The organism is Agromyces sp. NPDC127015 (assembly GCF_042725165.1).
GTDB lineage: Bacteria > Actinomycetota > Actinomycetes > Actinomycetales > Microbacteriaceae > Agromyces > Agromyces chromiiresistens.
In genome coordinates, this window is sequence record NZ_JBHXDI010000005.1 from 169,283 (window position 1) to 191,693 (window position 22,411).

At 72.0% G+C, this 22,411-nt stretch carries 22 protein-coding genes and 1 tRNA gene; 12 read left to right on the plus strand and 11 right to left on the minus strand.

The window, feature by feature from the left end; translation table 11 throughout:
• Positions 1-26: 26 nt before the first annotated feature.
• Complete coding sequence (locus ACFWGP_RS15530) at positions 27-719, minus strand: response regulator transcription factor (protein ID WP_022894322.1); 693 nt, start codon at positions 717-719, stop codon at positions 27-29.
• A 56-nt stretch (positions 720-775) separates the two neighbouring features.
• Positions 776-1,450, minus strand: coding sequence for a metalloregulator ArsR/SmtB family transcription factor (locus ACFWGP_RS15535; protein WP_231430260.1), 675 nt, complete (start codon positions 1,448-1,450; stop codon positions 776-778).
• Between the two features lie 86 nt (positions 1,451-1,536).
• Between ACFWGP_RS15535 and folE the strand changes: the two genes are divergently transcribed.
• Genes folE through ACFWGP_RS15555 form a run of 4 tightly spaced genes read left to right on the plus strand, consistent with a single transcriptional unit; the run spans position 1,537 to position 5,090 of the window.
• A complete protein-coding gene (folE, locus tag ACFWGP_RS15540) occupies positions 1,537-2,175 on the plus strand; it encodes a GTP cyclohydrolase I FolE (RefSeq protein ID WP_231430261.1) in 639 nt (212 codons plus the stop codon).
• A 1-nt stretch (position 2,176) separates the two neighbouring features.
• On the plus strand, positions 2,177-3,421 hold the full coding sequence (locus tag ACFWGP_RS15545) for an NAD(P)/FAD-dependent oxidoreductase (RefSeq protein WP_231430262.1): 1,245 nt from the start codon (positions 2,177-2,179) through the stop codon (positions 3,419-3,421).
• Entirely contained in the window at positions 3,418-4,341 is a 924-nt protein-coding gene (gene folP / locus ACFWGP_RS15550) for a dihydropteroate synthase (protein ID WP_374201101.1), read from the plus strand. Before ACFWGP_RS15545 ends, folP begins: the two co-directional genes overlap by 4 nt.
• The gene (locus ACFWGP_RS15555; protein ID WP_376931315.1) at positions 4,338-5,090 is read left to right on the plus strand and encodes a pyrimidine reductase family protein; all 753 of its coding nucleotides are present in this window, start codon (positions 4,338-4,340) and stop codon (positions 5,088-5,090) included. Before folP ends, ACFWGP_RS15555 begins: the two co-directional genes overlap by 4 nt.
• A 30-nt stretch (positions 5,091-5,120) precedes the next feature.
• On the opposite strand, the gene ACFWGP_RS15560 is transcribed toward ACFWGP_RS15555, so the two are convergent.
• From ACFWGP_RS15560 to ACFWGP_RS15570, 3 genes are all read right to left on the minus strand, one after another.
• The gene (locus tag ACFWGP_RS15560; RefSeq protein WP_231430264.1) at positions 5,121-6,764 is read right to left on the minus strand and encodes a DNA repair helicase XPB; all 1,644 of its coding nucleotides are present in this window, start codon (positions 6,762-6,764) and stop codon (positions 5,121-5,123) included.
• Positions 6,765-6,856: 92 nt separating this feature from the next.
• Positions 6,857-8,716 carry a helicase-associated domain-containing protein gene (locus tag ACFWGP_RS15565; RefSeq protein WP_376931316.1) on the minus strand — a complete coding sequence of 620 codons (1,860 nt, stop codon included), beginning with the start codon at positions 8,714-8,716 and terminating at the stop codon, positions 6,857-6,859.
• A 9-nt stretch (positions 8,717-8,725) separates the two neighbouring features.
• Complete coding sequence (locus ACFWGP_RS15570) at positions 8,726-9,001, minus strand: multidrug ABC transporter ATPase (RefSeq protein WP_231430266.1); 276 nt, start codon at positions 8,999-9,001, stop codon at positions 8,726-8,728.
• A gap of 111 nt (positions 9,002-9,112) precedes the next feature.
• Between ACFWGP_RS15570 and ACFWGP_RS15575 the strand changes: the two genes are divergently transcribed.
• Positions 9,113-9,493: a cold-shock protein gene (locus tag ACFWGP_RS15575; RefSeq protein ID WP_231430267.1), complete on the plus strand. Its 381-nt coding sequence runs from the start codon at positions 9,113-9,115 to the stop codon at positions 9,491-9,493.
• Positions 9,486-10,217, plus strand: a complete 732-nt coding sequence (locus ACFWGP_RS15580) for a DUF3027 domain-containing protein (protein WP_231430268.1) — start codon at positions 9,486-9,488, stop codon at positions 10,215-10,217. The genes ACFWGP_RS15575 and ACFWGP_RS15580 overlap by 8 nt, the downstream gene beginning before the upstream one ends.
• Here ACFWGP_RS15580 and ACFWGP_RS15585 read toward each other — a convergent pair.
• Complete coding sequence (locus tag ACFWGP_RS15585) at positions 10,181-10,456, minus strand: DUF2530 domain-containing protein (RefSeq protein ID WP_275505551.1); 276 nt, start codon at positions 10,454-10,456, stop codon at positions 10,181-10,183. The genes ACFWGP_RS15580 and ACFWGP_RS15585 overlap by 37 nt on opposite strands.
• Before the next feature lie 4 nt (positions 10,457-10,460).
• Positions 10,461-11,576 (minus strand): phosphoserine transaminase, encoded by a 1,116-nt coding sequence (gene serC, locus ACFWGP_RS15590; RefSeq protein ID WP_231430270.1) that lies wholly within the window; start codon positions 11,574-11,576, stop codon positions 10,461-10,463.
• 71 nt (positions 11,577-11,647) lie between these two features.
• On the opposite strand from serC, the gene ACFWGP_RS15595 reads away from it, so the two are divergent.
• The 4 genes from ACFWGP_RS15595 to ACFWGP_RS15610 all read left to right on the plus strand — a co-directional run bounded on the left by ACFWGP_RS15595 (position 11,648) and on the right by ACFWGP_RS15610 (position 15,222).
• Complete coding sequence (locus ACFWGP_RS15595; RefSeq protein WP_275505552.1) at positions 11,648-12,340, plus strand: metal-dependent transcriptional regulator; 693 nt, start codon at positions 11,648-11,650, stop codon at positions 12,338-12,340.
• A 229-nt stretch (positions 12,341-12,569) separates the two neighbouring features.
• Complete coding sequence (locus ACFWGP_RS15600) at positions 12,570-13,424, plus strand: C40 family peptidase (RefSeq protein ID WP_275505553.1); 855 nt, start codon at positions 12,570-12,572, stop codon at positions 13,422-13,424.
• A 359-nt stretch (positions 13,425-13,783) separates the two neighbouring features.
• Positions 13,784-14,281 (plus strand): HNH endonuclease, encoded by a 498-nt coding sequence (locus ACFWGP_RS15605; RefSeq protein WP_231430273.1) that lies wholly within the window; start codon positions 13,784-13,786, stop codon positions 14,279-14,281.
• A 251-nt stretch (positions 14,282-14,532) separates the two neighbouring features.
• On the plus strand, positions 14,533-15,222 hold the full coding sequence (locus ACFWGP_RS15610; RefSeq protein WP_231430274.1) for a CHAP domain-containing protein: 690 nt from the start codon (positions 14,533-14,535) through the stop codon (positions 15,220-15,222).
• 95 nt (positions 15,223-15,317) lie between these two features.
• Here the strand turns inward: ACFWGP_RS15610 and ACFWGP_RS15615 are convergent, their stop codons facing one another.
• A complete protein-coding gene (locus tag ACFWGP_RS15615) occupies positions 15,318-16,355 on the minus strand; it encodes a beta-propeller fold lactonase family protein (RefSeq protein ID WP_231430275.1) in 1,038 nt (345 codons plus the stop codon).
• 96 nt (positions 16,356-16,451) lie between these two features.
• On the opposite strand from ACFWGP_RS15615, the gene ACFWGP_RS15620 reads away from it, so the two are divergent.
• Positions 16,452-16,526 (plus strand) — tRNA-Arg (locus ACFWGP_RS15620).
• Between the two features lie 317 nt (positions 16,527-16,843).
• Here the strand turns inward: ACFWGP_RS15620 and ACFWGP_RS15625 are convergent.
• A complete protein-coding gene (locus ACFWGP_RS15625) occupies positions 16,844-20,260 on the minus strand; it encodes an SNF2-related protein (protein ID WP_376931317.1) in 3,417 nt (1,138 codons plus the stop codon).
• Positions 20,261-20,308: 48 nt separating this feature from the next.
• On the minus strand, positions 20,309-20,581 hold the full coding sequence (locus ACFWGP_RS15630) for a hypothetical protein (protein ID WP_376931318.1): 273 nt from the start codon (positions 20,579-20,581) through the stop codon (positions 20,309-20,311).
• Between the two features lie 147 nt (positions 20,582-20,728).
• Here ACFWGP_RS15630 and ACFWGP_RS15635 point away from each other — a divergent pair, with 147 nt between their 5' ends.
• Positions 20,729-21,805 (plus strand): ATP-dependent DNA ligase, encoded by a 1,077-nt coding sequence (locus ACFWGP_RS15635; protein WP_275505556.1) that lies wholly within the window; start codon positions 20,729-20,731, stop codon positions 21,803-21,805.
• A 30-nt stretch (positions 21,806-21,835) separates the two neighbouring features.
• On the opposite strand, the gene ACFWGP_RS15640 is transcribed toward ACFWGP_RS15635, so the two are convergent.
• Positions 21,836-22,354 (minus strand): Lrp/AsnC family transcriptional regulator, encoded by a 519-nt coding sequence (locus ACFWGP_RS15640; RefSeq protein WP_231430279.1) that lies wholly within the window; start codon positions 22,352-22,354, stop codon positions 21,836-21,838.
• Between the last annotated feature and the right edge of the window lie 57 nt (positions 22,355-22,411).

The window sequence follows — 22,411 nt, forward strand, 5'->3', positions numbered from 1 at the left end:
GCCGAGTCTAGGCGGCGGAAGCTGGGTCAGGGCTTGGAGCTCTTCAGCATGTAGCCGAACCCGCGCTTGGTCTGGATGAGCGGCTCGGCCGAGTGCTGGTCGAGCTTGCGGCGCAGGTACGAGATGTAGCTCTCGACGATGCCGGCGTCGCCGTTGAAGTCGTACTCCCAGACGTGGTCGAGGATCTGCGCCTTCGACAGCACCCGGTTGGGGTTCAGCATGAGGTAGCGGAGCAGCTTGAACTCGGTGGGGGAGAGCTCCACCGGCACGTCGCCGACGAGCACCTCGTGGGTGTCCTGGTCCATCGTGAGCTCGCCGGTGCGGATGACCGCGTCCTCCTCGGCGTGCATCGTGCGCCGCAGGATGGCCTTGATGCGCGCGACGATCTCGTCGAGCGAGAAAGGCTTCGTCACGTAGTCGTCGCCGCCGACGGTGAGGCCGGTGATCTTGTCCTCGGTGTCGTCCTTCGCGGTGAGGAAGAGGATCGGCGCGGTGTACCCGGCCGAGCGCAGCCGCTTGGTGACGCCGAAGCCGTTCATGTCGGGCAGCATGACGTCGAGGATGATGAGGTCGGGCTCCTCCTCGAGCACGGCCGAGATGGTCTGCGCGCCGTTGCCCACGGCGCGCACCGCGAAGCCCGCGAACCGCAGGCTGGTGGTGAGGAGGTCGCGGATGTTGGGCTCGTCGTCGACGATGAGAATGCGAGGTCCGTCGCTCATGGCTCGATTCTCTTGACGTTTGCTGAAACGTGGCTGTGAGTCGTGTGGGCGGCGGGTCAGTGCGGCGCGTCGACGATGCGGATGCAGCATGCGCCCGCCCCGGGGTCGAGCATGACGCGTTCGGGGTCGGACCCGGTCGAGTCGGCCATGCCGCAGACGAGGGCGTGGTTGAGTTCGCACACCACGCCGGGGTTCTCGCGGGCGAGCCGATGGAACGGGCAGGTGCCGAGCACGACCCCCTCGCCGCCGTCGTCGCGCGGTTCGAGGCCGGCGTCGCCGAGCGCCTCGGTGAGGTCGCCGGATGCCTCGGCGAGACGCCGCCCAGCTCGTTCGGCCGCGTCGCGCAGCGCGTCGCGCACCGGGACCCCCTCGTCGACGGCTCGGCCGATCGCCTCGGCCATGACGCCGCCGCCGAGCTCGTAGAGCCGGGCCGGGATGCTGAAGGCGATCTCGTCGTCGGCGCGCCGGTAGAGCTTCGCGGGTCGGCCCGCCCCCGGTCCCGATCGGCCGGTCAGGCGGCGCGACTCGGTCGCGAGCAGACCGGCGTCCGCGAGGCGGTCGAGGTGGAACGCGGCCGTCGATCGCGGCAGGTCGAGCACCTCGGCGACGTGATCGCGACCGACGGCGTCGCGGCTCGCCGAGACGGTGCGGTAGACGCGTCTGCGGATCGGGTCGGCGAGGGCGCCGACCGCCCGGATCGCGTCGGCGTCGCCCTGCGCTGCGGAGGCCATGGCCCGATCATATCTCTAAATGCAGAAATCATTGACAAAAGAATCACGCGGGCCTAGCCTCGGCATCGAGGGCCCGGGAGGTGCGCATGACGTCGATCGAACTCGCAGGGGCGGCCGAGGTGCCGAGACTCCACGCCGTCACCGCCGACGAGGCGCCGGAGCGTGCCGTCGACCGCGAGGGGGCCGCCCGCGCGGTGCGGGCGCTGCTCGTCGCGCTCGGCCGCGACGTCGAGAGCGAGCACCTCGCCGACACCCCGCGACGCGTCGCCGACGCCTTCATCGAGCTCCTGACGCCGCGGCCGTTCTCGCCGACGACCTTCCCCGGCGAGGGCTACGGCGAACTCGTGGTCGTCCGCGACATCCCGTTCGACTCCCTCTGCGAGCACCACCTGCTGCCCTTCCGCGGCGTCGCCCACCTCGGCTACGTCCCCGGCGACCGCATCATCGGGCTCTCGAAGCTCGCCCGCGTGGTCGAGCAGTACGCCCGGGACCTGCAGGTGCAGGAGCGGCTGACACGGCAGATCGCCGACCGCCTCGTCGAGGTGCTCGAGCCCGACGGGGTCGGCGTCGTGCTCGAGGCCGAGCACCTCTGCATGTCGCTCCGCGGCGTGCAGGTGCCGGGCACGCGCACCGTCACGAGCTCGCTCGCGGGCGTCGTGCGCGACGACGACCGCGTCCGCCGCGAGTTCCTCGAGCGCTGCGGCATCGGCAGAACGGAGAACTGAGATGGGTGACGAACGGCTCCTGGTCGTCGGCGGCGGGCTGGCGGGCGCCCGAGCAGCCGAGGGCGCGAGGCAGGCCGGGCACACGGGCCCGATCACGATCGTCGCCGGCGAAGACGCGATGCCGTACATCCGGCCGCCGCTGTCGAAGGAGTTCCTGACCGGTGCGGCCGAACGCGACGTCGTCGACGTGTTCCCGGCCGACTGGTACGCCGACGAGCGCGTCGAGGTGCTGCGCGGCGTGCGCGCGACCGGGCTCGACCCCGCCGCGCACCGGCTCCGGCTGGCCGACGGCCGCACGCTCGACTACGGGCGCCTGCTTCTCGCGACGGGGGCGAGCGCCAGGCGATGGCGTGCTCCGGAGGGCGAGCTCGCGGGCGTGCACGTGCTGCGCACGTTCGCCGACTCCGAGGCGCTCCGGTCCGCGCTCGCGGTCGGCGGCCGGCGGATGGTGGCGATCGGCGCCGGCTGGATCGGCCTCGAGGCCACGGCGGCGGCGCGCGGGTACGCCGACGAGGTGACGGTCATCGCGCCCGAGGCGGTGCCGCTCGCTGCGGCCGTCGGCAGCGCGGTCGGCGAGGTGTTCGCCGAACTGCACCGGGCGAACGGCGTCGACCTGCGCATGTCGACCGGCGTCGCCGGCATCCGCGGCGAGGGCGGACGCGTGACCGGGGTCGAGCTCGACACCGGTGAGACCGTGCCCGCCGATCTCGTGCTCGTCGGCATCGGCGCCGTGCCCGAGACCGGCCTCGCCGAGGCGGCCGGACTCGAGGTGCGGGGCGGCATCGTGACGGACGCCTCGTTCCGCACGAGCGCCGACGACGTGTACGCCGTCGGCGACGTCGCGAGCGTCTACCACCCGGTGCTCCAGTCCCACCTGCGCGTCGAGCACTGGGCCAATGCCGAGAACGCCGGGCGAGCCGCCGGTCGCTCGCTCGCCGGTGAGGGCGTCGAGTACGCCGAGATCCCGTACTTCTACACCGACCAGTACGATCTCGGCATGGAGTACTCGGGCTACGGCACGCTCGCCGACGGCATCGACCCGGTCTTCCGCGGCGACCGGGCCGCGCGCGAGTTCCTCGCGTTCTGGCAGCGGGAGGGCCGCGTCGTCGCGGGCATGAACGTGAACGTCTGGGACGTCAACGACCAGGTCCAGCAGCTCATCCGATCGGGTGCCCGCATCGACCCGGCCCGGCTCGCCGATGCGTCGGTGCCGCTCGAGCGGCTCGTCGCCGAGGCATCCGCGTGACGGCGGAGCCTGCGGGCTGGGTCGAGCCGAACCTCGCCCGGCCGGTGCGCGTGATCGCCGGCCGCGAGGTCGACTTCCGTCGTGAGATCGCCGTGATGGCGGTCGTCAACCGCACCCCCGACTCGTTCTACGACCGCGGCGCGACCTTCGGCCTCGATGCCGCGGTCGAGGCCGGGCGCCGCGCGATCGAGGCGGGCGCGTCCTGGATCGACGTCGGCGGAGCGAGGTTCGGGCCTGGACCCGCGATCCCGATCGCCGAGGAGATCGATCGCGTCGTGCCGGTGGTCGCGGCGCTCGCCGGGGCGGGGGCCGCGCTGTCGGTCGACACGTTCCACGCCGAGGTCGCGGCGGCGGCGATCGCCGCGGGCGCCGACGTGATCAACGACACGACCGGGGTGCACGACGCGGCGCTCGCCGAGGTGGTGGCCGGCTCCGACGCGACGCTCGTCATCACGCACAGCCGAGCGGAGCCCCGTCAGTGGTTCCCGAAGCCGCAGTACGACGACGTCGTGGGCGAGATCAGCGCGTTCCTCGAGGAGCGCGTCGCGCTCGCCGTCTCGCGCGGCGTGCCCGAGGAGCGCATCGTGCTCGACCCGGGGCACGACCTCAACAAGAACACGCTGCAGACGCTCGAGCTCACTCGCAGGTTCGGCGAGTTCACGAGGCTCGGCTTCCCGCTCGTCGCTGCGGTGTCGAACAAGGACTTCATCGGTGAGAGCCTCGACCGCCCCCGCGGTGAGCGCCTCGCCGGGTCGATCGCCGCGGCGGTCTTCTGCGCGGCGCAGGGCGCACGCATCCTGCGCATGCACAACGTGCCCGAGTCGGTCGACGCGGCCCGGATGGTCGAGGCGATCATGGGATGGCGCGAGCCCGCGTACCTCAAGCACAACATGGTCGACGGGCCGAACGAGGAGCCATGACCGAGACACCGGGCGACGCCCCCGAGCAGGCCGAGGCGCCGCGAGTCGACCGCGAGCGGCTGCTCGAGGCCTACGCCTTCGCCGACCGGACGACCCCGCGCGTGCGGATGAACTTCGTGTCGAGCCTCGACGGTGCCGTCACGATCGAGGGGCGGTCTGGGGGACTCGGCGACGCCTCCGACCGGCTCGCGATGGGCGTCATGCGCACCCTCGCCGATCTCGTCCTCGTGGGGGCGGGCACCGTGCGGGTCGAAGGTTACGGCGGGGTGCGGCTGCGTCCCGAGAACGTGGCCTGGCGACGCGAGCACGGCCTCGCCGACCAGCCCCGCCTCGCGGTCGTGTCGTCGGCGCTCGAGCTTCAGCCGCAGCATCCCTTCTTCGCCGAGGCGACCACCCGCCCGATCGTCGTGACGCACGCCGCGTCGGACCCTGAGCGGCGGAAGGCGCTCGCCGCGGTCGCCGACGTGTTCGTGTGCGGTGACGTCGCGGTCGACCTCGGCGCCGCCGTCGACGCGTTCGCCGCCGCGGGAGTGCCGCAGGTCCTCTGCGAGGGCGGGCCGCACCTCTTCGGCTCGCTCCTCGAGGCCGACCGCGTCGACGAGCTGTGCCTGAGCCTCAGTCCGACGATCGTCGCCGGCGATGCCGGGCGCATCGTGCGCGGCGCGCCCGAGCTCGACCGCCCGATGCGTCTCGTGCACGCCATCCCGGCGGGCGACCTGCTGCTGCTGCGCTACGAGCGCGCACGCTGACCGCTGTCGGGTCTCGGGCCGCTCGGGCGATCAGGCGGCCTCGAGCGCGTGCGCGTCGAGGATCGTGTAGCTGTAGCCCTGCTCGGCGAGGAACCGCTGCCGGTTCTGCGCGAAGTCCTGGTCGACGGTGTCGCGGGCGACGAGCGTGTAGAAGTTGGCGCTGAGGCCCGACTCCTTCGGGCGCAGCAGGCGGCCGAGCCGCTGCGCCTCCTCCTGGCGCGAGCCGTAGGAGCCCGACACCTGGATCGCGACGGTCGCCTCGGGCAGGTCGACCGAGAAGTTCGCGACCTTCGACACCACCAGGACCGGTGTCGTGCCCTCGCGGAACTCCTGGTACAGGCGCTCGCGCTCGTCGACGGGCGTCGAGCCGGTCAGCTGCGGGGCGCCGAGCACTTCGGCGAGCTCGTCGATCTGGTCGAGGTACTGGCCGATCACGAGGATGCGCTCGCCCGCGTGGCGGGCGACGAGCTCTTTCACGACGCCGAGCTTCGCGGGGGCGGTCGCGGCGAGCCGATAGCGTTCGTCGTCGGCGGATGCCGCGTATGCGAGCCGTTCGGACTGCGGCAGGTCGATGCGCACCTCGTAGCAGGCCGCGGGCGAGATGAAGCCCTGCGCCTCGATCTCCTTCCACGGGGCGTCGAAGCGCTTCGGCCCGATGAGGCTGAACACGTCGCCCTCGCGGCCGTCCTCGCGCACGAGGGTCGCCGTGAGCCCGAGCCGGCGGCGAGCCTGCAGCTCGGCGGTGAGCTTGAACACGGGTGCGGGCAGCAGGTGCACCTCGTCGTAGACGATGAGGCCCCAGTCGAGCGCGTCGAGCAGCGACAGGTGCGCGTACTCGCCCTTCCGCTTCGCGGTGAGGATCTGGTAGGTCGCGATCGTGACGGGCTTGACCTCCTTCACCTGACCCGAGTACTCGCCGATCTCGTCGACGGTGAGGGTCGTGCGCTTCAACAGCTCGTCGCGCCACTGGCGGGCGCTCACCGTGTTCGTCACGAGGATGAGCGTCGTGGTCTTCGCGGTCGCCATCGCGCCCGCGCCGACGAGGGTCTTGCCGGCGCCGCACGGCAGCACGACCACGCCCGAGCCGCCGTCGAAGAAGTTGTCGACCGCCTTCTGCTGGTAGTCGCGCAGGTGCCAGCCGTTCTCGACGAGGCCCATCTCGTGCGGGGTGCCGGGCGTGTAGCCGGCGAGGTCCTCGGCGGGCCAGCCGAGCTTCACGAGCTCCTGCTTGAGCTGCCCGCGCGCCCAGGGCGCGACGAGGAAGCTCCGCTCGTCGATGCGGTCGCCGACGAGCGGGGCGATCTTCTTCGCGCCGACGACCTCGGTGAGCACGGCGAGGTCGGTGCTCTGAAGGCGGAGCGCGCCGTCGTCGGTGCGGTCGATGACGAGCCGGCCGTATCGGCCGACGGTCTCTCGGAGGTCGACCGCGACCGTCTGGGGCACCGGGAACTTCGCGTACCGCTCGAGCGTCGCGAGCATGTCGTCGGCGTCGTGGCCCGCGGCCCTGGCGTTCCAGAGACCGAGGCGCGTGATGCGGTAGGTGTGGACGTGCTCGGGCGCGCGTTCGAGCTCGGCGAACACGGCGAGATCGTGCCGCGCGTCCTCCGCGAGGGGGTGCGCGACTTCGAGGAGGACCGTGCGGTCGCTCTGAACGATGAGTGGGCCGTCCGACATGACCGTCCAGTCTACGCCCGGTTCGTGGGCGCCCGGCCGGCGCGGATGCCTCGTGCTCGTCCCGGTCGCGTGGGTCGCGGTCGCGCTGCCGGCTACCCCTCCGGCGTCGCCGCGGGCGCCGGCGCGACGGCGGCGATGGCCGACAGCGGCAGCGTGCGTTCGATGTCGGCCTTGTGGTCGCGCGCGCGCAGCCGCCCGTTCGCCACGCTCGCGGGCGCGAGCAGGTAGTCGGCCGTGTCGCCGCCGGGCATGCGGACGGTCACGGTGAGGCTCTCTTTCGAGCGGGCGGCCGCCTCGAGCTGGCGGGCGAGCCAGGCCTGCTCGGTGCCGTCGCCGCCCTGCGTCGCCTCGAGGCGGTCGAGGAGCGCGGCGACGGGGTCGGCGCGAGGAGCGACGACCGGAGCCGGCGCGAGCCGGTGCCGCTGGAGGCGCACGATCTCGCCGTCGGCGTTCTCCGCGGCGACCGGGTACTTGGCGTCGGAGAGCGCCCAGAACACCACGTCGGGCGTGAACCGGGTGAGCAGCCGGTGCGGGCCGGCGCGGCGCAGCGCGAGCGAGGCGAGCGCCTGGTCGACGGCCAGCGTGCCGACGAGCTCGGCGTCGTCGGATCGGATGGAGGCCTGTGCGGGTGCCTCCGACTCGGCCGCGGCCGTGACCCTGACGGCGCCGAAACGTTCGGCGGCCTCGGAGACGAGGTACGCGAGCGGCTGCGGGATTCCGGTCAGCGAGATCGACGACAGGAACTCGAGGATCGAATCGGCACGCTCGCCCGCGGCGAGCGCGCGGTTCACGGATGCCGCGCTCACGCGATACGTCGATGCGAGGTCGCGGGCCTCGACGTCGGCGATGCCGCGGAGTCGCGCGTCGAGCTCGGGCTCGAGCGGCCCGGGCGCGACGATCGAGAGGTCGTGCTGCAGGTAGACGTGATCGACCTGGGCGGGGAAGTGGGCGGCGACGAGGTCGGCGGCCCGCTCGAGTTCGCCGGCGAGCACGAGACGGCCCGCTTCGACCGGCTCGCCGGAGACGGCGAGCCCGAGCGCCTCGGCCTCGCCGAGCAGGCGCTGCAGCCCGTCGTCGAGCCAGGCGCCGCCGGCGGGGTAGAGCCAGCGAACGTCGTCGCGGAGCGCCCCCGAGGTGAGCGTGTCGCTTCGCCGCGCGACGAGCTCCCGCAGCGTCTCGGGGATGCGATCGCGCCAGCACCCCGCGAGCACGATCCAGCGGCCGCGCGCCGACTCCATCGACCAAGCCGCGCCACGATCGGACTCGAGCCAGTACGCCCCGTCGCGCACGACGAGGCCGGCTTCGTCGGCCCGGTGGAACAGGCCGGGCAGCGCCTCGAGGGGCGTGCCGCTCGCCTCGGCGAGCCGCTTCGAGTCGGGCAGGGCGAGCCCGCCCTTCGCGAGTTCGCGGGCCGGTTGCGCACCGAGCGCGGCGAGCAGCTCGGCGGTCGCCGCGACCGTCGCGTACGCGGCGTCCGACGAGTGGCGCTCGAGCAGGGAGCGGTCGACGGGGTCGTCGCCCACGAGCACGGGCGGAGCGGGCGCGGCGAGCTCGGCGAGCGTCGGCAGGTCGACGCCCAGTCGTGGGAGGAGCCGGGAGGCGACGCCGGCGGGCACGTGCAGGTGCTGGTCGCCGCGCACCAGGAGGAGCGACTCGGCCAGGCGATCGATGAGCGTCGCCGAGGCATCCACCATCGATGCCGGCGCGCCGAGTTCGGCGAGGGTCCGCCGCACGCCGTCGACCGTCGAGGTCGGGTCGGCCGCCGCCACGAGCACGGCGAGGCGGGGCCGGTCGAGTCGCGCGATCGCGCGGTCGACCGAGTCGGGTGCGAGGAGCGACTCGGCGAGGTCGAACAGATCGTTGACCCCGGTGGCGTCGAACTCGCGCGACCGGAGCGCTGCGGCGAGGTCGTCCCGTGGCAGTTCGCGAAGTCGTCCGGCGAGTTCGAGCATCGTCTCCGCTCAGCTCGATCCGGCCCGCGTCTCGCGCGAACGGCGTACCGCGTTGACGATCAGCAGCGTGATGAGGAGCACGAAGGCGATCGGCAGGCCGAACCACGGGAACATGATGACGAACGGCCAGATGCCCTGGCTGAAGCCGTCGTTCGCAGCGGCGCCCGCGGCGCTGCCGATGATGACGGCGAAGAACGCGACGATCGAGCAGCCGATGATCGCCGCGAACATCACGGCGAGGACGCGTTCGGCGCGATGTTCGGTGATAGGGCCGGAATCGCTCACTCGTCAAGGATAGGGCAGCGGGGCGGCGCGTGGGTCGCCGGGACTCTAGACTGGAGGTTGAACGGCGCGTTGCTCTCGGCGCGCCGTGCGACGTATAAGCGAGGTTCTGCGATGCCCACCGGCAAGGTCAAGTTCTACGACGAGGAGAAGGGGTTCGGCTTCATCAGCTCAGATGACGGCCAGGAGGTCTTCCTCCACGCTTCCGCTCTTCCCGCCGGCGCGACCGTGCGTGCGGGATCGAAGGTCGAGTTCGGCATCGCCGACGGGCGCCGCGGGCCGCAGGCGCTCTCGGTGCGCGTCATCGAGACGCCGCCGAGCCTCGCGAAGATGAACCGGCGGTCGGCCGACGACATGGCCGTCATCGTCGAGGACCTCGTGAAGTGGCTCGACGCCGCCGGCAGCGACCTCCGTCGCGGCCGCTACCCCGACAAGGCGCGGGGCCGTCAGATCGCGGCGCTGCTGCGCAAGGTGGCTGACGAGCTGGATGCCTGAGCCGCGCGAACCCGACACGGCGGACGACGAGGTCGTCCCCGCGACGGCGACGGACGACGTCGTCGCCGAGACGACGACCGAACACGACGCGGCGCCGGCCCTCGTCGCGGACGAGGTGCTGCTCGCCTCGGCCTCGCTCGCCCAGCGCGCCCTGCTCGAGGTGACGGCGCCCGAGACCGTGGGCTCGGTCGTCGGGCACATCGCCGAGGGCGAGCACGTGCTCACCCTGCAGTTCGCCGCCGACCTCGCCGGCTATCCGGGCTGGCACTGGAGCGTCACGATCGCGAGGGTCGACGACGCCGAGCCGACGGTGCTCGAGACCGAACTCATGCCGGGGGAGCACGCGCTGCTCGCGCCCGAGTGGGTGCCCTGGTCGGAGCGGCTCGCCGAGTACCGGGCCGTCCAGGCAGCTGCGGCCGCCGAGGCCGCCGGGGCGGACGACGACGAGTACGACGAGACCTCCGCCGATGACGAGATCGACGACGACGAGGGTCTCGACGACGGCGAAGGCGACGATCACGACGAGGACGACGAGGACGACGGGCTCGACGAGGGGCTCGAGGCCGACGACGACTTCGACGGGATCGACATCGACGCGCTCGACGACGGAGACGACGACGAGGGCGACCACGACGACGATGCCGGCCAGGTCGATGGGGACGACCCATCGCCCGAGGTGGACGCCGCTCAGGCGCCCGAGTCGGAGACGCCCGCCGGCGACTGACGTGCGCGTCGGCGCATCGTCTGCACGACGCCGAGGCCGATGAGGCCGAGCGCGACCCCGACGACGGACGCCGCGGTGAGCCAGCCGAGGCCCGACGCCTCGAACCAGTCGCCGAACGCGAGGCACGCGCCGAGCAGGGCGATCCAGCCGATCGTTCCGGCGACGAGTGCCTTGCGCGCGTCGGCCCGGGCCGGCGCCGGATCGGGCCTGCGCTCGCTCTCGCTCAGCCAGAGCCGCATCGGGTCAGCCGATCCGCTCGAGCACGTGGTCGATCGAGGCGATGAGCGCTCGCACGTCGGCGGGTTCGATCGCCGTGAACGTCGCGATGCGCAGCTGGTTGCGACCGAGCTTGCGGTAGGGCTCGGTGTCGACGATGCCGTTCTCGCGGAGCGTCCTCGAGATCGCCGAGGCGTCGACGCGCTCGTCGAAGTCGATGGTGACGACGACCTGCGAGCGGTCGGCGGGGTCGGCGACGAAGGGCGTCGCGACGTCGCTCGCCTCGGCCCAGCTGTAGAGCAGCGAGGACGACTCGCGCGTACGCGCGTCGGCCCAGGCGAGGCCGCCGGAGGCGTTGATCCAGTCGATCTGGTTCTCCATGAGGAGGAGCGTCGCGAGGGCCGGGGTGTTGAGCGTCTGGTTCAGCCGGGAGTTGTCGACCGCGTTCTTCAGCGAGAGGAACTCGGGGATGTACCGGTCGGTCGCGGCGATGCGCTCGATGCGCTCGATCGCCGCGGGGGAGAGGATCGCGAACCAGAGGCCGCCGTCGGCCGCGAAGTTCTTCTGGGGCGCGAAGTAGTACACGTCGAACTCGCGTGCGTCGACGGCGGCGCCGCCGGCTGCGCTCGTCGCGTCGATCACGGTCAGTGCGCCGTCGTCGCCCGCGACCCTGGCGACGGGGGCCTGCACGCCCGTCGACGTCTCGTTCTGCGGCCACGCGTACACGTCGATGCCGGCAACAGCCTCGGGCCGCGCACTCGCGCCCGGAGCTGCGGTGCGCACATCGGGTGCCTCGAGCCACGGGGCACCGGCGGCCTTCGCGAACTTCGCGCCGAACTCGCCGAACGAGGCGAGCTGCGCGCGACGGTCGATGAGCGACGCCGACGCCGCGTCCCAGAACGCGGTCGAGCCGCCGTTGCCGAGCACCACCTCGTAGCCGTCGGGCAGCGAGAAGAGCTCCGCGAGGCCGGTGCGCACGCGGCCCACGAGGTCCTTGACCGGCGCCTGGCGGTGGGACGTGCCGAGGATCGCCGGGCCGAACTCGGCCAGGTGCGCGAGCTGCTCGGGACGCACCTTCGACGGGCCGCAGCCGAAGCGTCCGTCGGCGGGCAGCAGGGAAGCGGGGATCACGAGGCTCGGCATGCGACGAGTCTAGCGAGCGGGCGGCGGCCACTAGGCTGGATGACGGGCTGCGACGCAATGGGAGGACACGCGTGACCGATCTGATCGACACCACCGAGATGTACCTGCGCACGATCCTCGACCTCGAAGAAGAGAACATCGTCCCCCTGCGCGCGCGCATCTCCGAGCGTCTCGGTCACTCCGGTCCCACCGTCTCGCAGACGGTCGCGCGCATGGAGCGCGACGGACTCGTCGTCGTGACCGGCGACCGCCACCTCGAGCTCACCGAGACCGGGCGTTCGAAGGCCGTGCACGTCATGCGCAAGCACCGGCTCGCCGAACGCCTGCTCGCCGATGTGATCGGGCTCGAATGGGAGTACGTGCACGACGAGGCATGCCGTTGGGAGCATGTGATGAGCGAGCAGGTCGAGCGACGCATCATCGAGATCCTCGGCAGTCCGAAGGAGTCGCCCTACGGCAACCCCATCCCCGGCCTCGAGGAACTCGGGCTCGCACCCGCCGATCCCTTCCTCGCCGGCGTCGTCAACGTGGTCGAGCTCGTCGCCGATCGCGACGAACCGGTGCGCGGCACGGTGCGCCGCCTCGGCGAGCCCGTGCAGTTCGACCCCGAGCTGCTCGGCCAGCTGAAGCAGGCCGGGATCGTCCCCGGCGCCGTGGCGACCTTCAGTCGTGCCGGGGGCTACGTGCTCGTACGCGTCGACGGAGCGGGCGGCGGCCTCGAGCTCCCGACCGAGGTCGCGAGCCACATCTTCATCGCCGAGTGATGGCGCATTCTGGCCGCTGATCGGGTGATCTGCGCCGCGCCGTGATCAGAATGTGACATTCGGGCGGCACTCGCGTACCCTCGTACGAGTCTGCTGGCGAGAAGCCCGCCGGTGGACCAGGGTCGAGACGCCTCCCGCGTTCCACTGCTCGATCCGGTACCCGTGAAGCGCCGCGTGCGCAACAGGTGGAGCGGCATCCAGGTGTCGCGGGGCGACGGAGGTACACGTTTTGGCTCGACTCTCACGGCGTCGGCTCTCGAAGAGCCGCACCCGCGGGGCCGCGACGAAGGCGATCATCGCCTCGAAGGCGCCCCAGAATCCCCCCACTCCCGATCTCGCGAAGGCTGTCGCAACGAAGCCGCTGCCGTCGACCCGCCGGTTCCGGCGCGGCGGTCTCGCGAACATCATGGTGATGACCGTCGCCGCCGGCATCGTCGGCACGCTCGCGATTCCCGCCTACGCCATCGCCCCGGGCAGCATCGGTCCGCAGTTCGGCGAGACCGATGCGACGAAGCTCTCGAAGGCGCAGGCCCAGACCGTCGAGGTGACCGACGACGTGATCGCCGCCCCCGTCACGGAGGACGGGTACAAGACGGTCACCGGTGAATCGATCCGCGCCGCCGAACGCGCTGCGGCCGAGGCCGAGGCCGCTCGCATCGCCGCCGAGAACGCGATGGCCTCGTACGCCGCGTCGTACGACGGGCCGAGCGCTTCGGAGCTCCTCGCGAACCCGCCGTACCCCGACTTCGACCTCGCGAGCGTCTACGACGTCGCCACGCAGTACGTCGGCGTTCCCTACGTCTACGGCGGCGCGACGCCCGCCGGCTTCGACTGCTCCGGTTTCGTCATGTACGTCTACGCGCAGTTCGGCGTCAGCATGCCGCACTCGTCGTCCGGCCAGGGCGCCATGGGCACGGTCATCTCGGAGGCCGACGCGCAGCCGGGCGACCTCGTCATCATGGACGGCCACGACGGCTTCTACGCCGGCAACGGCATGATCCTGCACGCGCCGTACGAGGGGGCCTCGGTGCGCGTGCAGCCGATCTGGACGAGCGACTACTACATCGTCCGAATCGGCATCTGAACATGAACACCGCGTGACTCGCACGCGACGAACGGCGCGCCGGGAGTATCCGGCGCGCCGTTCGTGTTCTACCCTGAAGCCCTGACGATCCCAGAATCCGAGCAGGGGGAGGGCGATGGCGGGCTGGCGCAGCATCCATTCCACGGATGCGCGCGCGCATTTCGACCATCGGCCGAGCAGTCAGCCGAGCATCATCCGGGCGAGCACTTCGACGGGCACTGTCTTCATGGCGGTGCCCGTTTCGCGTTCTCCGGGGCTCGGCGCTGCACGCCCTGCCGGTTCGGCCAGGACGGCCGACACCGGGTCGCCGAACCGTCCACGCGGCTGGAAGCCATCCAGCACCGAACGAAAGGCCCCCCATGCGCACTCTCGTGCTCAACGCCGGATATGAACCGCTCGCCGTCGTCTCGTTCAAGCGGGCGCTCCTGCTCGTCATGAACCAGAAGGCCACGGTCCTCGTGCACGAGGAGGGCAATCCGGTGTGCGCGGCGAGCGGAAGCTGGCAGCGACCCAGCGTGATCCTGCTCACGCGCTACGTCAGGGCGCCACGAGCGCACCGCATTCCGGTGACCCGACGCGGCGTGCTCCGACGCGACGATCACCGCTGCGCCTATTGCGGACGCAGCGCGGCGACGATCGACCACGTGCTTCCACGTTCGCGCGGCGGGCGCGACACGTGGGAGAACCTCGTGGCATGCTGCCTGCGGTGCAACAACGTGAAGAGCGATCGCACTCCGGCGGAGATGGGCTGGGAGTTGCGCTTCACCCCCAAGATGCCGCACGGACGCACCTGGGTCGTACGGGGCGTCGAGCGCCCGCTGCCGCAGTGGAGCGAGTTCCTCGCGGCCGCCGCCTGACGTCCGTCCACCGGTTCGGGACACGCGGGGGAGTCGGCGCGGGTCGATCGTGACAAAGCGTCGCGACGTGCCCTAGGGTAGGTCGGGTGCGGAGCCGCCCCCGAGAACCCGAGCACGGTCGTCGTGCTGCCGAGGCCCGGTCGACGCATCGGACGGCACGGCGCGTTCCGTCCCCGCGCCAGGCGCCCGCACCGAGCGCGACGGCCCGTTCGCGGGACCGCCGGTTGCGGGTGCTCTCGACGATCGTCATCGTGCCCGCGATCGTCGGCACGGTCGCGCTGCCGGCCTACGCAATGGTGCCGAACGGCACCGAGTTCGAGGCATCCGGAGCCTTCAGCAAGTCGGTCGCCGAGGCGCAGGGGCTCAGCGTCGGCGCAATGGCGAGCGATGCCCCGATCACGGTCGACGGCTACGCGGTGACGACGAAGGCCGAGATCGAGGAGGCCCGGCTCGCGGCCGAGGAGGCCGAACGGCGAGCCTGGGCGGCCGAACTCGCGTCACGGGGCAACGGCGCGTACGCCAAGCCGGCCGTGCAGGCCCAGGGCGACGACTACCCCTGGTGGGACCAGCTGCCCGACGACTACGGCGGGGGGCTGTCGCCGCTGCGCTACTACTACCGGGAGTGCGTCGACTTCGTGGCGTGGCGACTCAACCGCGATGCCGGGGTGACGAGCGCCCCGTGGAAGTGGGACTGGTCGAACCTGGCCTCCGGCAGCGCCTATGCGTGGGCCGACGAATGGGTCGCCCACGGCTGGCCGACCTCGTCGACGCCGGTCGTCGGCGCGGTCGCGTGGTTCCCCTACAACCACGTCGCCTACGTGCAGTCGATCAACGCCGACGGTTCGGTGAACATCGAGGAGTACAACCAGAACTCCGACCACTCGTACCACCGGCGCACGATCCCCGCCGGCGACGCGCTGTACCTGTACCCGCCGGTCTGACGGGCTGATCCGGCGGTCGAGCAGCGCCGACGGAGCCGACCCGGTGGGTTCCGTCGGTCGAGTAGCGCCGACGGAGTCGACGCGTATCGAGACCCCTACGGCACCCGTGCGAGGCAGGCCGGCGCCGGCGTCGACACGGTGCCGACGACCTCGACCGGCACGCCTTCCCCGTCGAGCGCGACGATCGCGATCGAGTCGGAACCCTGGTCGGCGATGAGCGCGAATCGCTCGTCGCGCGTCAGCTCGAGGTCGCGCGGGTGGCGGCCGCCGGTCGGCACGGTCGCGACGAGCTCGAGCGTCGCGGCATCGCGGTCGAGCCGCAGGCCGCGCAGCGCGTCCGCGTCACGGTCGCCGACGAGCACGATGCCGCCGCGCGTGAGGCGGATCGCAGAGCAGCCGAGGCCGCGCGGAGGCGTCTCGGGCCCGATCGGGAACCAGCCGAGCTCGCGGCCCTCGGCGAGGTCGACGACGCTCGCGGTGCGGTCGAGCTCGTTCGCGGTGACGGCGAGGTCGCCGCTGACCACGAGATGGCGGGGCCCGGCGCCGGCGTGGATCACGATGTCGGCGGCCGGGTCGTGCCCGAGCGATTCGGGGAGGGCGGCGAGGCCGACGACCCGCACGCGGTCGGCGCCGAGATCGGGCACGAGCAACCGGTCGCGCGCCGAGTCGAGGACCGCCTGGTGCGGGTGCGACGACTCCTGGCGCGCTCGGTCGGGACCGGTGCCGGCGAACTCGGCCTCGAGCACGGCGTCGCCCGAGGCATCCGGTGCGATGTGGTGCACCGTGAGCCGACCGCCCGAGTAGTTCGCGGCGAACGCGAGTTCGCCCGACTCGTCGAAGGCGACGTGACAGGGATCGCCCGACGCGGAGCCGGCACGGCCGAACGCGGCGAGCCCGTCGCCCTCGAGGGTCCAGGTCGAGACACGCCCGTCGGTGAGCTCGTGCGCGATGGCGAGCACGCCGTTCGCCGGCGAGATCGCGAGGAACATCGGGTTCTCGCCGACCTCGACGGGGTCGCCGAGCACGGCGCGGCCCTCGGTGTCGACGTCGAGCGATCGCACGCCCGTCGCGGCGGAGCCGAGTGCTCCGAGCGTCGAGGCGCCGACCCAGAACCTCGTGGTGCCGTCGGCCATGATGCCCGCCTTCCGTCGCTCGCGGACGAGCCGCTCCATGGCGCACCCGCGTGCGCCGCGTTCCACGGTAGCGGAGCGGCTAGACTCTTCCGGTCAGCCTCTGTAGCTCAATGGAAGAGCAACTCCGTCCTAAGGAGCAGGTTGGGGGTTCGAGTCCCTCCAGGGGCACCACGCGTGCTCGAGCCGAATCGTCCAATTCGGGACGTTCGGCACGTGTCGTCCCCCTGAGCGGGGGACGACACCCGATAGAGTCGAAGGACTCCGCGACGTAGCGGCGGCGATGATTCGGGTTCATCGCCTCCTCGTTACTGCGTGCGCGGAGAGCGACGGGGGAGAAGCTCGGGGGTATGTGCTCCTTCCTCGCCTTTGCGACGCGTGTGCCTTCAGGTGTACGCCGTCGATGGGCTCGCGACCCTACCCGCGTGGGCTGTCGACGGCCGGGCCGGTGATTCCCCCTCACCGGCCCGGCGGCACCTCGTCGGCCCTGCTCAGGGCTGGATCAGCCCGCGGAGGTCGTCGGCGGTGAGCGCCGTCGCGAACAACTCCTCGTCGTCCATCACCGACGAGACGAGCGCCGCCTTCTTCTCCTTGAGCGCCATGACCTTCTCCTCGATCGTGTCCTCGGCCACGAGTCGGTAGACCATGACGTTCTTCGACTGCCCGATGCGGTGCGCCCGGTCGACCGCCTGGGCCTCGCTCGCGGGATTCCACCAGGGGTCGAGCAGGAACACGTAGTCGGCCTCGGTCAGGTTGAGCCCGAAGCCGCCGGCCTTCAGGCTGATGAGGAAGACGGGCGAACCGCCGGTGCGGAACCGGTCGATGACCTCGCTGCGGCGGCGGGTCGCGCCGTCGAGGTAGGCGTAGGGCACCCCCGCCGATTCGAGACGGGCGGCCGCCAGCCGCAGGAACGACGTGAACTGGCTGAAGACGAGCGCGCGGTGGCCTTCGGCGACGACCTCGTCGAGCTGCTCGAAGAGGGCGTCGAGCTTCGCCGAGGGCACGTCGGCGTACTGCTCGGAGTCGATGAGCGCCGGCGAGAGGCTCAGCATGCGCAGCAGCGTGAGGGAGCGGAAGATCGTGAACCGGTTGCGGTCGAGATCGTCGATGAGGCCGAGCAGCTTCTGCCGCTCGCGCTGCAGGAATGTGTCGTAGATGCGGCGGTGCGCGGGGTCGAGCGCGACCGCCAGCACCTGCTCCTGCTTCTCCGGCAGCTCCGGCGCGACGAGCTCCTTGGTACGGCGCAGCACGAGCGGGCGGATGCGTCGGCGGAGCGTCGCGAGCCGCTCGGTGTTGCGGTCGTTCTCGATCGGGCGGCGATAGCGTTCGGCGAAGGCCCGTGCGGAGGGGAAGAGCCCGGGCGCGACGACCTTCATGAGCGCCCACAGCTCCATGAGGTTGTTCTCGACGGGGGTTCCGGTCACGGCCAGCCGGAACGGCGCACGGATGTCCCGGGCCGCCTGGTTCGCCTTCGAGTTGCCGTTCTTCACGAACTGGGCCTCATCGAGCACGAGCCCGGCCCACTCGGGCTCGGCGAAGGCCTCGGCGTCGAGCCGCAGGATGGCGTAGCTCGTCACGACGAGGTCGGCGCCCGCGATCGCGTCGGCGAGCCGCACCCGGCTCGCCGCCTGGGTCGCGGTGACGGTCGCGACCTTCAACCCCGGCACGAAGCGGGATGCCTCGCGGGCCCAGTTCGACACGACCGAGGTCGGCGCGACGACGAGGAAGGGCGGCTCCGAGGCATCCAGCTCGCGGGCGTGGGCGACGAGCGCGAGGGTCTGGGCCGTCTTGCCGAGTCCCATGTCGTCGGCGAGGATGCCGCCGAGCCGGTGCCGGTGCAGGAAGGCGAGCCAGCGGTAGCCCTCGAGCTGGTAGGGACGGAGCTCGAGCGCGAGGCCCGCGGGCGGTGCCACCGGGTCGATGCGCTCGAGGGAGCGGAGCCCGGCGACCGTCTCGCGCCAGGACACCGCGGCTTCGGACTCGTCGGCGAGGTCTTCGAACTCCGACCACAGCGCCGTCTGGGTGCGATGGATGGCGAGTTCGCCGGTCTCCCACTCGTCGAGGGTCCCGGCCTCCTCCAGGAGCTCGCGCAGCGGCGCGAACACCTCGTGGTCGAGCGAGAGGTAGCTGTGGTCGACGAGGAGCAGCTTCTTCTGCCCGCGGGACAGGGCACGGAACAGCGGGCCGAACGGCACCTTCTTGCCCTCGACGGTCACGATCACGCCGAGGTCGAACCAGTCGGTGCGTTCGCTCTCGACCGCGGTGACGGCGAGCCTCGGTGCCTCGGTCAGCTCGCGGTACTCGGGTGCCTCGCCGGTCTCGTCGATGCGCAGGCGTTCGAGCTCGCGCAGTCGCGGCAGCACGCGGGTCGAGAACTCGGCCGCCTCGATGCCGCGCAGCACGGTCGTCGGCCGCAGCGCGGGGTCGGAGCGTCCGTCGCGCGCTGGGGCGCGCAGGAGCGGCGCACCCGCCGGCTCGTCGGCGGCGATCCCGGCGGCCTCGAAGGCCGGCCGGCGTTCGAGCACGGGATCGTGGAACTCGGCGTCGGGCACGTCGAACGGCAGCCGGCGGCCGCCGTCGGCCTCCCATTCCCAGCCGATGCGGAGCACCTGGCCCGGTTCGTGGGCGAGGACCGCGACGAGCGTCGCGGGCGGCAGCTCGGGAAGGTCGACGGCCGGGTCGTCGCTCGAGATCCGCAGTGAGCGGGCGAGGACGGGGTATTGCTCGCGGGTGAACGTCGCGACCTCGTCGGCCGGCACGACGATCGGTTCGCGTCGCCGGACCGCCGCCCGCGCGGCGGGACGGAGCGGTGCGGCGAGCGGGGCGAGCACGATCCGCCCGCGGGCGAAGTCGAAGACGTAGACGCCGTGGTCGCCGATCAGCCGAGCGCGTCGGCTCGCGTGGCGCTCCCCGTCGACGGTCACGCTCGAGGCGAGCTCGAGCGCGATCGGGCGCGGCGCCTCGGCGACGGGCTCGAGCCGGTTCGCCGCCGAGGACGAAGCTTCGGCGTGGTCCGTCGGCGCCGCCTCCGTCTCGGCGTCGGCCCGCCGGACCTCGAGGCCGATGTCGGCGGCGGCCGCCACCGAGATCACCGTGCGCGCCCCGGTGCCCACGAACTCGATGCCGTGGGCCGGGGCGACGGCCAGCAGCGCCCACAGGGTCGTACTCTCGTAGTCGTCGAGCGAGATCCACGCGGAGCCGTACTCGGCGAACCCGGCGTGCCTCGCGCCCTTCAGCATGGAGAACTCGGCGAACCAGCGTGCCTGTCGCGGGTCGAATCCGCCCGCCCGCCCCTGGAAGCCGACGTTCTGCCAGGTCAGGTTCGCCTTGATCCAGCCGCCTCGCGCACCGCGGGTCACCGGTCGAACGGCGAGCCGCTCGACCGCCTCCTCGTTGGTCGCGGGTTCGTCGCGTGCCGACTGGCGCGCCCCGCGGCGGGTGATCCGTTCGCGGAGCTCGAACTGCAGCGCGAGCGGCTGCCGCGGCGCGGCCTCGACGTCGGTCGCGGTCGCGGTCGCCGTGAGCGCGTTGAGCGCGGTGCGCCACTCGGGCTCTGCCGGATCGACGGGGGACGCGGGCGCCGGCGGCGCCTCGTCGAGGCGATGGCGCTCGCCGGAGGCGAGGAGCACGGCCGCGACGTGCTTGCAGTTGCGCGAGACCGGGCAGGTGCAGGTGCCGGAGAGGATCGTGGTGCGGCCGGGGACGCCGAGGTCGAGGCGGACCTCCACCCGGTACGGCGCCGTCGCGGTGCCGTCGACGGCTGCCGAGAGACGGAAGCCCGAGGCATCCCAGGCGAGGTGCCGGACCGCGCCCGCGCGCTCGACCGTGCGCCCGCGACTGAGACTCAACGGCCCGACGAGTCGGGCGATCGCGAGCTCCTCGACGAGCGGGTAGGAATCGGAGGGCATCCGTCTATCGTCGCATCACGACGATGCCCTGCGCACACCGGACGGCGCTCAGGTCCAGTCGACGGCGTGCATCCAGCCGGCGATGTACGCGCGCTGGTTCTCGTCGAGGTGCACGCCGATGCGCGGCGTCGGGCCCACGTCGAGCTCGCACAGCTCGAAGATGCGGCGGACGACGACGGCACGCAGCGGAGCCTCGAGGTTCTCGAGGATCTCGCGTCGGAGGGTGCCCTCGAGCATCGGCCACCACAGGCCGATCGGCGGCAGCGCGAAGTCGGGGTCCCGGTCACGACGATGAACGGGGCGGTCGATGATCGAACTCATATCAGCTCCCTCGCGGTCGACTCGCTCATGCCGACGTCCCCGTCGGTCGCTGACGACGCTACGCGTCGGCGACGCGGCACGGCGAGGGATTGACCCCGCCGTGGGGGCGTGCTACCGCTCGTCGGCGGCCGGGTGCAGGATGGTCGAATGGATCTCCCGGTGATGCCGCCCGTCGCTCCCATGCTCGCCAAGTCGGTGAAGGAGATCCCCGATGTCGGGCACGTCGAACCGAAGTGGGACGGCTTCCGCACGATCGTGTTCAAGGACGGCGACGAGGTCGAGCTCGGCAGCCGCAACGAGAAGCCGATGACCCGCTACTTCCCCGAGCTCATCGAGGCGCTGCGGCGCGAGCTCCCCGACCGGTGCGTCGTCGACGGCGAGATCGTGCTCGTGCGGGGCGGCCGGCTCGACTTCGACGCGCTGCAGCAGCGCATCCACCCCGCGGCGAGCCGGGTGAAGCTGCTGGCGGAGGAGACCCCGGCCTCGTTCGTCGCGTTCGACCTGCTCGCGCTCGGCGACGACGACCTGACCGGCACGCCGTTCGGCGAGCGGCGTCGGCGGCTCGAACAGGCGCTCGCCGAGGCATCCGACCCCGTGTTCGTGACGCCGGCGACGGCCGACCTCGACGTCGCCCGCGACTGGTTCACGCGCTTCGAGGGTGCCGGGCTCGACGGGGTCGTTGCCAAGCCGCTCGAGGGCGCGTACCTGCCCGACAAGCGCGCGATGTTCAAGATCAAGCACGAGCGCACGGCCGACTGCGTCGTCGCGGGGTACCGGTGGCACAAGTCGGGCGACGTCGTCGGGTCGCTCCTGCTCGGGCTGTACGGCGACGACGGGCGGCTGCACCACGTCGGCGTGGTGGCCGCGTTCTCGATGGCCCGTCGCGCCGAGCTCGTCGCCGAGCTCGCACCGCTCGTCGCCACCGACCTGTCCGACCACCCGTGGGGAGAATGGGCCGAGGCCCAGGCGCATGCGACGACCCGCATGCCGGGGGCGGTGAGCCGGTGGAGCGCCGGCAAGGACCTCTCGTTCGTGCCGCTGCGGCCCGAACGCGTCGTGGAGGTCGCGTACGACCACATGGAGGGCGACCGGTTCCGGCACACGGCGCAGTTCCGCCGGTGGCGGACCGACCGCACGCCCGAGAGCTGCACGTACGCACAGCTCGAGGCGCCCGACGGGCTCGACCTCGGTGAGATCCTGCCGCTCGGTCCCGCCGAGGGTTGAAGAGGCGCGGAGCGAGGTCTCGAACCAGGGTCAGAGCACCGCGCGAAGACCCGCCGACATCGCCGTGTGGTGCTCGAACACGAGGTTCGTCTCGGTGAGGGCGACGGCCGGGTTCGCCGAGAGGTTCTTCAGCACGAACTGGCGGACGTGGTCGCTGTCGCGCACCCGCACGTGGATGAGGAAGTCCTCCGTGCCGCCGAGGAAGAAGAGCTGGGCGACCTCGGGCTCGCGTCGCAGGTCGTCCGAGATCTGCTCCATGAGGTGCCTCGCTCCGGGTCGGATGCGCACGCTCACGAGCGCCTGCAGGTGGTAGCCGAGCGCCGCCGGGGAGATCTCGGCCGTGTAGCGCACGATGACGCCCCGCTCGCGCAGCGAGCGCACGCGGGCGAGGCAGGTCGACGGCGAGACGCCGACGGCGCGGGCGAGCTCGACGTTCGGGATGCGGGCGTTCTCGTGGAGGAGTGCGATGATCTGCCGGTCGATCGCGTCGAGTGCGACCGCCGTGGGGTCGGACCCCGGGGCGCTGATCTGCGGTGCATCGGTCATCATGCGACCGCCTTTCGAACGAACGAACAGGATTGGTCGATGATATCGAATTTTCCACGG